This window comes from Cocleimonas sp. KMM 6892, from assembly GCF_035798195.1.
Lineage (GTDB): Bacteria > Pseudomonadota > Gammaproteobacteria > Thiotrichales > Thiotrichaceae > Cocleimonas > Cocleimonas flava.
Map to the genome: position 1 here is coordinate 335,619 of NZ_JAPFBV010000002.1, position 13,987 is coordinate 349,605.

Annotated in this window: 16 protein-coding genes; all 16 read left to right on the forward strand. The window is 40.7% G+C overall.

The window, feature by feature from the left end; all coding sequences use genetic code 11:
* Nucleotides 1–243: 243 nt before the first annotated feature.
* On the forward strand, nucleotides 244–915 hold the full coding sequence (locus OO007_RS07150; RefSeq protein ID WP_131905444.1) for a riboflavin synthase: 672 nt from the start codon (nucleotides 244–246) through the stop codon (nucleotides 913–915).
* A gap of 4 nt (nucleotides 916–919) precedes the next feature.
* Nucleotides 920–2,026: a bifunctional 3,4-dihydroxy-2-butanone-4-phosphate synthase/GTP cyclohydrolase II gene (ribBA, locus tag OO007_RS07155; protein WP_131905443.1), complete on the forward strand. Its 1,107-nt coding sequence runs from the start codon at nucleotides 920–922 to the stop codon at nucleotides 2,024–2,026.
* A gap of 133 nt (nucleotides 2,027–2,159) precedes the next feature.
* Nucleotides 2,160–2,633, forward strand: a complete 474-nt coding sequence (gene ribH, locus OO007_RS07160; protein ID WP_131905442.1) for a 6,7-dimethyl-8-ribityllumazine synthase — start codon at nucleotides 2,160–2,162, stop codon at nucleotides 2,631–2,633.
* A 175-nt stretch (nucleotides 2,634–2,808) separates the two neighbouring features.
* Entirely contained in the window at nucleotides 2,809–3,261 is a 453-nt protein-coding gene (nusB, locus tag OO007_RS07165) for a transcription antitermination factor NusB (protein ID WP_131905441.1), read from the forward strand.
* Between the two features lie 3 nt (nucleotides 3,262–3,264).
* A complete protein-coding gene (gene thiL, locus OO007_RS07170) occupies nucleotides 3,265–4,323 on the forward strand; it encodes a thiamine-phosphate kinase (protein WP_325808285.1) in 1,059 nt (352 codons plus the stop codon).
* Nucleotides 4,310–4,876, forward strand: coding sequence for a phosphatidylglycerophosphatase A family protein (locus OO007_RS07175; protein ID WP_325808286.1), 567 nt, complete (start codon nucleotides 4,310–4,312; stop codon nucleotides 4,874–4,876). The genes thiL and OO007_RS07175 overlap by 14 nt, the downstream gene beginning before the upstream one ends.
* 178 nt (nucleotides 4,877–5,054) lie before the next feature.
* Nucleotides 5,055–5,612, forward strand: a complete 558-nt coding sequence (locus OO007_RS07180; protein WP_325808287.1) for a phosphoribosyltransferase — start codon at nucleotides 5,055–5,057, stop codon at nucleotides 5,610–5,612.
* 211 nt (nucleotides 5,613–5,823) lie between these two features.
* Nucleotides 5,824–6,630 (forward strand): ABC transporter ATP-binding protein, encoded by an 807-nt coding sequence (locus tag OO007_RS07185; RefSeq protein WP_325808288.1) that lies wholly within the window; start codon nucleotides 5,824–5,826, stop codon nucleotides 6,628–6,630.
* Entirely contained in the window at nucleotides 6,630–7,412 is a 783-nt protein-coding gene (mlaE, locus tag OO007_RS07190; protein ID WP_131905439.1) for a lipid asymmetry maintenance ABC transporter permease subunit MlaE, read from the forward strand. The genes OO007_RS07185 and mlaE overlap by 1 nt, the downstream gene beginning before the upstream one ends.
* Nucleotides 7,413–7,437: 25 nt before the next feature.
* Nucleotides 7,438–7,899 (forward strand): outer membrane lipid asymmetry maintenance protein MlaD, encoded by a 462-nt coding sequence (gene mlaD, locus OO007_RS07195; protein ID WP_131905438.1) that lies wholly within the window; start codon nucleotides 7,438–7,440, stop codon nucleotides 7,897–7,899.
* Between the two features lie 99 nt (nucleotides 7,900–7,998).
* Nucleotides 7,999–8,628 (forward strand): MlaC/ttg2D family ABC transporter substrate-binding protein, encoded by a 630-nt coding sequence (locus tag OO007_RS07200; protein WP_131905437.1) that lies wholly within the window; start codon nucleotides 7,999–8,001, stop codon nucleotides 8,626–8,628.
* Nucleotides 8,629–8,675: 47 nt separating this feature from the next.
* A complete protein-coding gene (locus tag OO007_RS07205) occupies nucleotides 8,676–9,035 on the forward strand; it encodes an STAS domain-containing protein (protein WP_131905436.1) in 360 nt (119 codons plus the stop codon).
* 162 nt (nucleotides 9,036–9,197) lie between these two features.
* On the forward strand, nucleotides 9,198–10,451 hold the full coding sequence (gene murA / locus OO007_RS07210) for a UDP-N-acetylglucosamine 1-carboxyvinyltransferase (protein ID WP_131905435.1): 1,254 nt from the start codon (nucleotides 9,198–9,200) through the stop codon (nucleotides 10,449–10,451).
* Nucleotides 10,452–10,489: 38 nt separating this feature from the next.
* Nucleotides 10,490–11,119: an ATP phosphoribosyltransferase gene (gene hisG, locus OO007_RS07215; protein WP_131905434.1), complete on the forward strand. Its 630-nt coding sequence runs from the start codon at nucleotides 10,490–10,492 to the stop codon at nucleotides 11,117–11,119.
* A gap of 141 nt (nucleotides 11,120–11,260) precedes the next feature.
* Complete coding sequence (locus OO007_RS07220) at nucleotides 11,261–12,340, forward strand: 3-deoxy-7-phosphoheptulonate synthase (protein ID WP_131905433.1); 1,080 nt, start codon at nucleotides 11,261–11,263, stop codon at nucleotides 12,338–12,340.
* Between the two features lie 34 nt (nucleotides 12,341–12,374).
* Nucleotides 12,375–13,673 carry a histidinol dehydrogenase gene (gene hisD / locus OO007_RS07225; protein ID WP_325808547.1) on the forward strand — a complete coding sequence of 433 codons (1,299 nt, stop codon included), beginning with the start codon at nucleotides 12,375–12,377 and terminating at the stop codon, nucleotides 13,671–13,673.
* Nucleotides 13,674–13,987: the final 314 nt, after the last annotated feature.

Consider the following 13,987-nt stretch of genomic DNA (forward strand, 5'->3'; position numbering starts at 1 on the left):
ACGCTTTATTCAACCCATCTATTAATCACCTAATTCTCTACCTGCCTGACTAATCGAATGAATTCAATTCACCTCATTGATTAAAATTTGCATCACTTTTAAGGCATTCTATTGCTAAATAGTCATCTCTCGGGCTTTCTATCTTAATCTAGCTAGGTGATAATACTTCACCCTCGCAATTTGACGCGATTTTTAACCTTTTTAAATCATAAGAAATCATTCTTAGAAAGTAGAAATAAACTCATGTTTACAGGCATTATTCAATCAATCGGTACTATTTCAGATCTTCAGCCTAAGGGCGGCGATGTGTCTCTGGTTGTAAACACCGGAAAGCTCGATATGGGCGATGTTGAGTTAGGCGATAGTATTGCCGTCAACGGTGTGTGTTTAACAGCAGTTGCTATGACTGAAAATAGTTTTACGGCGGATGTCTCCAGAGAGACACTTTCACTGACTTCATTGGGTGGTTTATCAAAAGGTTCTCCGGTTAATCTGGAAAAGGCATTAACCCTGAATACCCGTTTGGGTGGTCATCTGGTTAGTGGTCATGTGGATGGTCTAGGTGAAGTAGAATCTCGACGAAATGATGGTCGTTCTGAGCATTTCCGTATCAAAGCTCCCGATGATCTGGCACGTTATATTGCCGCCAAAGGATCAATTACCATTGATGGCGTTAGCCTCACTGTGAACCGTGTTGATGGTGTTTATTTTGAAATCAATATCGTCCCACATACCTTGCAAGAAACTGTTATCAGTGATTATCAAGCAGGCACCAAAATTAATTTAGAAGTTGATGTTATTGCCCGTTATTTAGAGCGTTTGTTACAAGGCGGCGCGCTGAATGAAGGAAGTGCAAAAGGATCAACTATTACAGAAGAATATTTAGCCGAAAACGGTTTTGTAGCGCGAAGTTAATTATATGAATTTTAATAGCATAGAAGAAATAATAGAAGACCTTGCCGAAGGCAAAATGGTCATTATCGTTGACGATGAAGATCGTGAAAACGAAGGTGACTTCTTAATGGCTGCTTCTAAAGTTAGAACGGAAGATATCAACTTTTTCGCCACTTATGGGCGTGGTTTAGTTTGTATGCCTATTACCGCAGAGCGCTGTAAGCAGTTGGCACTTCCGTTGATGGTTGCTGAAAATAATGAAGAATTCAGCACCAACTTTACCGTATCTATTGAAGCGGCTGAAGGCGTTACTACTGGTATTTCAGCTTACGATCGTGCCTTAACAATTCGTGCAGCAGTAGCACCTGATGCTACCAGTAAGAGTATTGTGCAACCTGGCCATATTTTCCCCTTAATGGCACAACCCGGCGGTGTGTTAACGCGTGCGGGCCATACTGAAGCCGGTGTTGATCTGGCGAGATTGGCTGGTCTGGAACCAGCTGCTGCCATTGTTGAGATTTTGAATGAAGACGGTAGCATGGCGCGCCGCGATGATCTTTTTAAAATTTCAGAAAAGCATAATATAAAAATTGGCACCATCGAAGAACTCATTCGTTACCGCGTGCAGAATGAAAAAACCATCGTACGTAAGCACGAAGCAGAATTGAATACCGAGTTTGGAAAGTTCAAAGTTATTGGGTATCAGGATGAAGCAAGCCAACGTTCACATCTTGCCTTGGTAAAAGGTGAAGTCAAAGAAGATGAACCAGTATTGGTGCGTGTACATGTAGAAGATACCTTATGCGATATGCTCTCACTTCAGGAAGAAGGCTGTTCATGGCCGTTACGCGATGTGATGCAAATTATGGAACGTGAAGAGCAGGGAGTAATCGTTGTGCTTCGTGGTACGGGGTCAGAGAGCTTCCTTGATCGTCTAAGAGAAATCGATATCAATCATGAGCAACAAGCTGAATACGATGAATCATCGCCTACCGCATTAAAAACCTTTGGTATTGGCGCGCAGATATTAAGTGATGTGGGCGTGACAAAAATGCGCGTAATGAGCGCGCCTAAGCATTTCCATGGTCTCGCTGGATTTGGCCTCGAAATCGTTGAGTATGTATCTGAGTAAAGCAGATTTATTATAACTGCTAGAATACGCTCTAAAACAAAACACACCCCCCTACTTATAGGCACTTTTTTTAGGTTATTATAAGTCTGCACGAAGTAGGGAATGAATAAGATAAAAGTATAGGATCAAAAATATGAGTTCAATTAAAGAGTTTGCCGGTGACTTCAACCCTGGGAAAGCTAAGTTTGGTATTGCCGTTGCACGCTTTAACTCGTTTATCGTAGAAAGTCTGGTCGAAGGTGCAGTTGATACCTTACAACGCCACGGTGTTGCAGACAAAGATATTGAAATCGTTCGCGTGCCGGGTGCATTCGAATTGCCAGTAATGGTTCAGGCAATGGCGAACAGCGCAAAATACGAATCAGTGATTGCTTTAGGTGCGGTCATTCGAGGCAGTACACCTCATTTCGATATTGTGGCTGATGCGTCTGCAAAAGGTTTAGCAACAATTGCGCTGGATACAGGTTTACCGATTATCAATGGTATTTTAACCACTGATTCTATCGAGCAAGCCATCGAGCGTGCGGGTACCAAAGCGGGTAATAAAGGTGCAGAAGCCGCAGTTACTGCTATCGAAATGACTTCTTTACTGAAGAAGTTTAAATAACTGCAAATCAAACTTATGAAAGGCTAGTTACTCTTAAATGTTTAACAATCAGAGTGGCTAGTTAATACAGTAAACAATGTTCTGTACAATGTGCGGTACAACGTTTCTGTTGTAATCAAGGTAGTCTCTAATTTACTTTGATATGTTCTTTTAAATAATAAATGAAGTCGTAATAATGCCTGTTGATAAGAAAAACCAATATATTTCTGAGCGTCGTGTAGCACGGAAATTAGCCCTAATCGCTGTTTATCAATGGCAGATGACTCAGAATTCGTATGAAGATATTTATCTGGGTTTGCAGGAAGATAAAGATCTATCAAAAGATATGCGCAAAGCAGATATGGCGTATTTCCAGTCTCTGGTGCAATACACCATGGAAAACAGTGAAAAACTGGATGGCGAGTTCAGTCCTTTCCTTGATAGGGAAGCAGATCACCTCGACCAGATAGAAAAAGCAGCTTTACGTATAGCAACGTGTGAATTGCTTAATCAGCCAGAAGTACCTTATAAAGTGGTAGTTAACGAGTCTGTAAACTTAACCAAAAAGTTTGGTGCAGATCAGGCACATAAATTTATCAATGGTGTTTTGGATAAGCTGGGAAACAAACTTCGCCAACAGGAAAACTAATCCTTGGGTGAGTTCGATCTAATTGAAACCTATTTTCGCTGGGATAATGAATCAGATTTTGCCAGCGAAGAGGGTAGTTTCAGTGACAACTCTAATGTAGAAGATAACGGTGTGAAAATCGGTATCGGCGATGATGCGGCAGTCCTTCAGTTAGAACACAATCATCAATTAGTTACCTCTATAGATACACTCATATCGGGTGTTCATTTTCCCGAACAAACATCACCAGAAGCAATTGGTCATAAAGCACTTGCGGTCAATTTAAGTGATTTAGCGGCGATGGGTGCCAAAGCAAAATGGTTTACCCTGGCTTTAACACTTCCAAGTACAGATCATATATGGCTAAAAGGATTTAGCTCGGGGTTAAAAAAATTAGCCAATCAACATTCTGTGAGTCTGGTGGGTGGCGACACTACCCGTGGTCCTCTCGCAATCAGTATTCAAGTCATGGGTACGATAGAAAATAATCAATCCTTACTTCGCAGTGGTGCACAGGCAGATGACAAAATATTTGTCACAGGAACACCTGGAGATGCGGCTGTGGGTCTGGCTTCAATTCAAGGCGTCTTAGATAGCGATAATCTGACCTTGTCGAGCGAAGATAAAACCATTTGTGAAGCAAGGTTGAATTATCCGACGGCACGACTCAAAGAAAGTGAAATCATCAAACAATACGCAACCTCATGTATTGATGTTTCAGATGGCTTATTGCAAGATTTGGGGCATATTTTAAAAAAATCCAAAGTGTCTGCTGTTTTAGGTCCGGAACGATTACCACTGTCAGAAAGTTTGCAACAATTACCGCAAGATACAGCCATCCACTATGCATTAAATGGTGGCGATGATTATGAACTACTGTTTACTGTTCCCGTCGATAAATGCGAAGCTTTTATGCAGGCAGTCAGTGAAAAAATAACAACCCGTGTAACCATGATTGGAGAAATCACTTCCAATTCTGTCGATGAAAAGCAGGAGAGTGGTGTTATTCTAGATCCACAAGGCTTTAATCTACATGGCAATGGATACAATCATTTTAATGACGATGTGAATGACGGTTCTTAGTCAAAATAAACAGCGATACGAGAAATTAACAGGAAGCAATAATCAGTACATGACCAGTAAAAATCCCAAAATACCTGATTTAAACCGCAAAGTGATGACAAATCCTGTGCATTTTTTAGCGTTTGGTTTTGGTAGTGGTTTAGCGCCTTTTGCACCAGGAACGTTTGGTACTTTAATGGCGATTCCCCTTTATTTGTTACTACAAACTCAATCGCTTCCCATCTACTTGGCGATTTTGGCGGTTGTATGTGTTGTTGGTGTCTGGATTTGTGATAAATCGTCTGCATTACTGGGAGTGCATGATCACTCGGGTATTGTCTGGGATGAGTTTGCAGGGTTTTTTGTGACGATGATTGCAGCACCCGCAGGATGGTTGTGGATTGTCATAGGTTTCGCCTTGTTCCGCCTTTTCGATATCTGGAAACCTTGGCCGATATCCATTCTGGATAAAAAAGTTGAAGGTGGTTTGGGTATCATGGTCGATGATATTGTCGCCGGTATTTATGCTTTAGTATGTTTACAGGTGATTTATTACATCTCAACCCACATTTAGTCTTTAAATAAAGAGTCGAACTCCTTCTGTCTGGCTCTTTATGTAATATCACAGTCTAAAAATCGCTATTTGGTCTTTCTTATCTTATTATTCGCTTTTTTCTAAGCTATTTTGTTCCTGAATTACTATGACAACGTGTTTGTCGTAACATCAAATGCCTTAAACGAGCCGCAATTCCATGAGTAAATATTACATTTCCGCCGATGAACTTTTATTGGATTCATATAAACTGGGTGCCAAAATTTTTGATAGCGGTTTCAGACCCGATTTTATTGTAGGCGTTTGGCGCGGTGGAACACCAGTAGGGATAGCCGTTCAAGAAGTGCTTGAGTATTTAGGGTCTCCATCTGATCACATCGCGATCCGCACATCTTCTTATTATGGAATTGGTAAGCAGAAAAAGAAGGTCAGAGTGCATGGTCTGGATTACATCATTAAAAACATCAACTACGAAGATCAGTTATTGCTTGTCGATGATGTGTTTGATTCAGGCAGCAGCATTCAGGCGATTGTGGATACCTTAGATAAAAAATCCAGACGTAATACACCTAAAGACATACGTATTGCCACACCCTGGTATAAGCCCAATAACAATAAAACCGACCGCGTTCCTGACTACTTTTTGTATGAAACAGAAGAATGGCTCGTTTTTCCGCATGAATTACAGGGATTGACCGAAGAAGAAATCTTTGAAAATAAGCCAGGTGTAAAAGAGATTTTGACGAATAGAGCTTAAGTACTTAAAAAAAGCCGCTATAAGTAGGGGGGTGTATTAAATGAATGGTTTCAATGCCTAACGTCATATTTATTACACGCTGTCTGGTAAAAAATGATAAATATCCGTATCATTCACGAAAAAATTGATATCGCCATATAAATAGTTGTTTATATGGCTTTTTGTTTTACGTAAACACTACTATTTAAATAGTCAAAACAGGCAATATACTGTGTCAGATTCGTTAGTCAGCATTCGAGATGTTCATTTTTCATGGAATCCAAGCCGTGAAATATATTCGGGTGTCAGTCTGGAAATTCCAGAAGGCAAAATTACTGCCATCATGGGGCCAAGTGGCACAGGTAAAACTACCTTGTTGCGTTTGATTGGCGGTCAGTTACGTCCAAGTAGCGGTAATGTCGAAGTAGCTGGTCAAGAAATCCCTGAGCTTAATAGAGAGCAGCTTTATAAAGCTCGTAGACGCATGGGTATGTTGTTTCAATCTGGTGCCTTACTTACCGATTTGAGTGTTTTTGAAAATATCGCATTCCCGATTCGAGAACACTATGATTTCACTGAATCGATGATACGTGATTTGGTTTTGATGAAACTCGAGCTTGTAGGTCTGCGAGGCGCTAGAGATTTAATGCCTTCAGAGCTATCAGGTGGCATGAAGCGTCGTGTGGCTTTGGCAAGAGCAATTGTATTAGATCCATTGCTTATGATGTATGACGAACCATTTACCGGACTTGATCCTGTTACCCTTGGTACGATTGTAACGTTGATTAAAGAGCTAAACGAATCTTTGGGCCTTACGAGTGTGATTGTCTCGCATGATATTGGTGAGACCTTCTCTATCGCAGATCATGTTTGTATTTTGTCTGAAGGAAAAGTTGTCGCTGCCGGTTCTCCTGATGAATTAATGAACTCTGATTCTGAATTTGTACAACAGTTTGTAAATGGTAAACCTGATGGTCCGATGCCATTTCATTACCCAGCGGGTGATTACACAAAAGATTTATTGGGAGGAGACTCCTAATGTTAGATTTATTACAAAGATTTGGCGCTCATATTATCAATACGGTTTCCAGCCTTGGACGCGCCACGATATTTCTGTTTAATGTGTTACTGGGTTTAAAAGACGTATTGCTCAGACCTAAAGTATTTATACGTGAGCTTTACTCGGTTGGTGTGCTGTCGATGCTCATCATTATATTTTCTGCGATATTTGTAGGGATGGTAATGAGTTTATTGGGTTACATTACCCTGGTAGATTTTGGTGCGGAAGAGTCACTGGGATTATTAGTATCTTTATCTCTAATTCGTGAATTAGGCCCAGTGTTGAGTGCCTTGTTGTTCTCAGGACGAGCAGGGTCAGCATTGACCGCAGAGATTGGTTTAATGAAAGCCACCGAGCAACTTGCCAGCATGGAAATGATGGCGGTTGATCCGGTGAGAAGAATTATAGCCCCACGTTTTTTTGCGGGTTTGGTTACCTTACCGATCTTAACGATTATCTTTATGGCAGTCGGTATCTATTCGGGTTATCTCGTGGGTAGCGTTTGGCTAGGTGTTGATGAAGGATCGTTCTGGTCGCAGATGCAGCACAAGGTAGAATTTAGACACGATATTGTGAATGGAATTATTAAGAGTGTTGTATTTGCATTCGTAGTGACATGGATTGCGGTCTTCCAGGGGTATAATGCGATGCCTACGTCGGAAGGTGTGAGTAAAGCGACGACAAACTCCGTGGTTTATTCGGCTTTAGCAGTATTAGCGTTAGATTTTGTTTTAACTGCGCTAATGTTTTCGAATTTTTAAAAAATAATTATTGATAGGTTTTATTATGGGTTCTTCAAGAACAGCTGAAATAACAGTAGGTGCTTTGTTTGTACTAGGCATTCTAGCGCTTTTTGCATTGGCAATGAATGTTAGTAACTTATCCAGTTTTAGTGCCGAAAAGGGGTTTAATGTCTCCGCAAAGTTTGGCAATGTTGGTGGGTTACAAACCAAAGCAAAAGTCACTTTGTCTGGCGTTACCGTAGGTCGTGTGACAGAAATCTTTTACGATAAAAAATCATTTAGAGCGACAGTAGTCATGGCGATTGATCCGCAATACGACTACTTGCCAGAAGACACACAGGCGAGTATTTACACCGCTGGTTTACTTGGTGAACAATACGTTTCCTTAGAGCCTGGTGCTGAAGAAGTATCATTAAAAGAAGGCAGTGTGATCCAATTGACACAATCAGCCGTAGTATTGGAAGAAATAATTGGAAAAGTTCTGGTTAGTCTGACAACGAAATAAATGTCAATTAATGTAACTTTTTGTAACTAAAGAATAATTGGTGAACTTTAGTCTCTGTAAAGAAACTAATAAGTACCGAATATAAATAGGAAAAATTTAATGATTAATGTAATCGCTAAGCAAGTTATGGCACAAACCAAGAAAATAACAATGTTGCTAATGCTTGTCACTTTCACAACCTCAGTATGGGCGAATGATGTTGATGTGGCTGAGAAAAAAGTGGTTGATGTAACAAGTAAAATTGTTCATTTGCTCGAAGTCAACGACGCACAATACAGCCGTGATATCAATGCGCTGAATGCGATGGTAAGAACAGAAATTTTACCTTTAATCGATTTCGAAGCGATGTCTAAGCTAACGCTTGGTCAACACTGGAGAACGGCAACACCACAACAACGTCAGCGTTTTATAAATGCGTTTCGTGAAATGCTAGTAAAGAGCTATGCCAAGTCGATGCTTAAATACAAAGGTGCCGCTATTAAGGGTGTAAACTCTGTGCCAAATAGTAAACCTGGTTACGTGCTAGTGCGTACCGTGGTAACGCCTAAAGGAGCTGCTCCAATTAAGGCTGATTACAGCGTACGTAAAGTGGATGGTATCTGGAAAGCGTATAATGTAGAAATTGCGGGTATTAATTTAATCACTAATTTCCGTACAAACTTTACACGTGAAGCCAGTACTAAAGGTTTAGAATCACTTATTGCTAGAATCGAAAAAAGCGGTAGCTAAAAATCATTTTAGTTATTATTTTCTGAATACTAAAAAATAAACGAGCTATGAATAGTCAAAATAATCGATCTATAGATACCAAATCATCAGAAAAAGTATCAGAAAAAGTATCAGAAATAGTAAGCAGCGATAATGGTTTCAAAATTACAGGAGCACTTGTTTATTCAAGTGCTTCTTCGTTACTAGAAAAAAGTATGCGCTTAATGAAAAGCCAGTTTAAAAATGAAGCAACAAGTTTTAATTTTGACTGCTCGGAAGTGACGCGTATTGATAGCGCGGGTATAGCCTTGTTGGTCGAATGGAAAAGAACCTGTGATCAGAATAATAAGCAGTTTTCACTGACAAATCTCCCAGATCAGGCCAAATCATTGGTCGAAACTTACCGTTTAGAAAAACTACTTCAATAGAATATCTTCTGGCATTTCGCCAAAACAGTTCCCTACAATACTTAGAATTTAAATTACCTCTGTTTAATAACGGATTTTAACGCATTAATCACGTATTAAAGGTGCATTTAATGTACATAATTCGTTATTATGCACCCTTTTGGTTTTAGGGCTGATACGTACATGCAGGTTTTCCAGATTGAAGGTGGTACACCGTTAGAAGGTGAAGTTGTAATCTCAGGTGCAAAGAATGCTGTTTTGCCTTTACAGGCCGCTGCATTATTAGCCGATGGCAAGATGACAATTCGAAATGTTCCGCGTCTAAAGGATGTTGCTACATTGGCATCTTTACTTGAAGGTATGGGCGTCACGGTCAATATCGACAAAGACAATAATATCACCACTGATACGTCTACGATTAAAAACCAGGTTGCTCCTTATGAACTCGTCAGAACCATGCGAGCTTCTATTTTGGTACTTGGACCACTCGTTGCTAAATACGGTTACGCTGAAGTATCTCTCCCAGGTGGTTGTGCCATCGGAAGTCGTCCGGTCAATATCCATTTGACTGGTTTAGAGGCTATGGGTGTTGAGATCACTGTCGATGAAGGTTTCATCCGTGCTAAAGCGGATAAGCTAACAGGCGCAACCATTGTGATGGAAGCCGTTACCGTAACAGGTACTGAAAACTTATTGATGGCTGCAGTATTCGCAGAAGGTACGACTATTCTTGAAAATGCAGCACGCGAGCCAGAAGTTGTAGATCTCGCCAATTGTTTGATCGCCATGGGCGCTAAAATATCTGGCGCTGGCACTAATACCATTACCGTTACAGGCGTAAAGAAATTGAAAGGTATCGAGTATTCGGTACTGCCAGATAGAATTGAAACAGGTACTTATCTAGCTGCTGCAGCCATTACTGGTGGCAAAGTTAGATGTGTTAATGCAGCGCCTGAAACACTGGATGCTGTTTTACAAAAGTTTAGAGAATGTGGCGCAAGTGTCGAAGTCGGTAAAGACTGGGTTGAATTAGACATGCGCGGCCGCAAATTAAAAGCTGTAGACATTCGAACTGAACCACATCCGGCATTTCCTACCGATATGCAAGCACAGTTCATGGCAATGAATTGTGTATCAGAAGGAATTGGAGTGGTAGTAGAAACCATCTTCGAAAACCGAATGATGCATGTTGCAGAGCTTATGCGTATGGGGGCAAATATTCGCCTTGAAGGAAATACGGCAATAGTTGCAGGCATGCCTTCATTAAGAGGCGCTCCGGTAATGGCTACTGACCTTCGTGCATCTGCCTGTTTAATTCTTGCAGGTTTGGCGGCTAAAGGCATAACCATCGTTGATCGTATTTATCATACGGATCGTGGTTATGAAAAGATTGAAGAAAAGTTGACCAAGATTGGCGCCAAGATCAAGCGAAGCTAGTAACCTTTATTTAAAATTAGATAGATATAATTCATCTCATGAAAGAAACCTTAACAATAGCACTATCCAAAGGCCGTATTTTTAAAGAGACGATGCCTCTTTTAGAAGCCGCTGGTATACAAGCACTGGATGACCCGGAAACAAGCCGTAAGCTGATTCTGGATACCAATCATGATGATGTGAAGTTAGTCATTATTAGAGCTACCGATGTACCAGTATATGTACAATACGGTGCCGCTGATTTAGGTGTTACAGGTAAAGACGTGTTAATGGAACACGGTGGTGAAGGATTATACGAAATGCTCGACTTAAAAATCGCGCGTTGTAAATTAATGACGGCAGGTTTTGCAGATAAACCGTTACCTGAAGGTCAATTAAAAGTAGCGACCAAATTTGTGAACTGCACACGTAATTATTTTGCAGAACAAGGTCGTCAAATTGAGTTGATCAAACTTTACGGTTCTATGGAGCTCGCTCCGATCGTTGGTCTTGCAGATATTATCGTGGATGTTGTTGATACTGGTAATACCTTAAAAGCGAATGGTTTAGTGCCGTTGGAGCACATGGCTGATATCAGTTCTAGAATCGTTGTAAATACAGCTTCGATGAAAACCAAACACCAAAGATTAAGCACATTGCTTGATCAGTTGAAACAAGCGGTTAATTAAACGCGTTAGCAAATTTTTCGTTGAAATATCCGTTAAATTATTCGTTGAATTATTCGTTGAAATAAAGACAAGTGAAACAGAAACAATACACAAAGAATACAGAACCACACACATACAAATTACTTAAGCGAAACTATCACTATGAGTACAGAAACTAAATACCAAACAGACGATTTACGTATTATGGGCGAAACAGAAGTACATTCTCCGGCGACATTATTAGAGGATTATCCTCTGTCAGATAAAGCAGCAGAAACAGTCTTTACCGCGCGTAATATGACTCATGATATTTTGCATGATAAAGATGATCGTGTGCTGGTAGTGGTTGGTCCATGTTCTATACATGACCCTAAAGCAGCGTTGGAATATGCTGCGCGCCTGGCAAAAATGCGTGAAGAATTAAGCGATGATTTGCACATTGTGATGCGTGTTTATTTTGAGAAGCCTCGTACCAGTGTTGGTTGGAAAGGTTTGATCAATGATCCTGACTTAACAGGTAAATTTAATATCAATAAAGGCTTACGTGTTGCGCGTAGTTTATTGAAAGATCTGGCAGAGCAGGGTATGCCAACAGCGACAGAATACCTGGATTTAATCTCACCACAATATGTGGCGGACTTGATCTCTTGGGGCGCAATTGGAGCACGTACTACAGAATCACAGGGTCATCGTGAATTAGCGTCTGGTATGTCTTGTCCAATCGGTTTCAAAAATGGCACCTACGGCAATCTAGATATTGCTATTAATGCAATTAAATCAGCTTCGCATTCGCATCACTTCATGTCTTTGACCAAAGCAGGGCATTCAGCGATTTTTACCACAAAAGGTAATGATGATTGTCATATCATTTTACGTGGCGGTCGCCGTCCGAACTATGATGAGGTGAGTGTCTCAGAAGCACTAGGCCAACTCGAGAAAGCGGGTCTTAGCAAAAAACTTATGGTTGATTTTAGTCATGCTAACAGCAATAAAGACTTCAATAACCAGCCAAAGGTTGCTCATAATATCGCCGGACAAATTGCTCGTGGAGAACATGGAATTTGCGGTGTGATGATCGAAAGTCATTTGGTTGAAGGTAATCAGAACGGCGAAGGCAAAAATCTCGACGATCTAACCTATGGACAAAGCATCACAGATGCTTGTATTAATTGGGATACGACTGAAGCAGTATTGCGTGAGTTAGCAGAAGCTGTTGCAAAGCGTCGTAGCTTGAGTCAGTAAAAATACATACTGAAACGTATAAAACAGAAGAAATATTATGGATATCCAACGATTAAACACAAACGAAACTGATTTCTGGAAGAAGCTTGATAAGCGTCTGGCATGGGATAGTGAGTCTGATCATAGTGTTATCGAAACGGTTAACGGAATCTTGGCCGATGTTAAATCTAAAGGTGATAAAGCAGTCATTGAATACACCAATAAATTTGATCGCATGCAGGCAACCTCATTTGCAGAGTTAGAGATTCCACAATCTCGCTTACAGGAAGCACTTGAAAATATTACTGCAGAGCAAAGAACGGCTTTAGAAAAAGCAGCAGCGCGTATTAAAAGCTATGCTGAACACCAAACCATGGATTCATGGAGCTACACCGAAGAAGATGGCACGGTGCTAGGTCAGCAAGTTACTGCGTTAGACAAGGTGGGTCTCTATGTACCCGGTGGTAAAGCCGCTTATCCTTCATCAGTATTGATGAATGCGATACCTGCAAAGGTTGCGGGTGTACCTGAGTTAATCATGGTTGTACCAACGCCTGATGATGAGGTAAACGAACTAGTATTCGCTGCTGCTGCGATATCCAATGTCGATCGTGTATTCTCGATTGGTGGTGCTCAGGCAGTTGCTGCATTGGCGTATGGTACCGAAACCGTACCGCAGGTTGATAAGATTGTTGGCCCGGGTAATATCTATGTGGCGACAGCAAAACGCATGGTATTTGGTACCGTGGGCATTGATATGATCGCAGGTCCATCAGAGATCCTAGTGGTTTGTGATGGCAAGACAAATCCAGACTGGATTGCGATGGATTTATTCTCGCAAGCGGAGCACGACGAAGATGCACAATCTATTCTGGTTTCACCGGATGCGGATTTCATCGATAGCGTTATGCAAAGCATCGACAAGTTGATTGAAGAGATGCCACGAGCCGATATCATCAAGGCGTCATTACAAGGACGTGGTGCGGTTATTCAGGCTAAAGATATGGATGATGCGATCGAGATAGCGAACTATATAGCTCCTGAACATTTAGAGCTTTCTGTCGATAATGCAGAAGAAGTGGCTAAGCGTATCAAGCACGCTGGTGCGATCTTTATGGGTCGTTACACGGCTGAAGCCTTAGGTGATTACTGCGCTGGTCCGAATCACGTACTGCCAACATCAAGAACTGCTCGTTTCTCATCACCTTTAGGGGTTTATGATTTTCAGAAACGTTCTTCACTGATTGGTTGTTCTGCCGATGGTGCATCCGAGTTGGGTAAGATCGCTTCGACATTGGCTCATGGCGAAGGCTTAACGGCTCATGCGCGTTCTGCTGAGTATCGAATCAAGTAAATAACCAGTTCAGCTTAATTTAAGCCACCTCCCCACTTACAGGCACTTTTTCAAAAAGTGCCTGTAAGTGGGGAGGTGGCTTTTTTTATGGATAATTTAAATCAAAACAGTTTTTAAGTTTGTTTCTCTATCGTTTCTAAGTAGTTTATTAACTATCAGTTTAAGTCATTCTTTTTAAATTATTCTTATCTGTATATTCAGTATTACTCTATTTTTATTAATTTACATGCAATAGTTAAATAACAGTTTTTTTAAAGATTTTGTGCTATACCTACATTTAACACTCATATTTACAAATTAATAAAAATAAATGC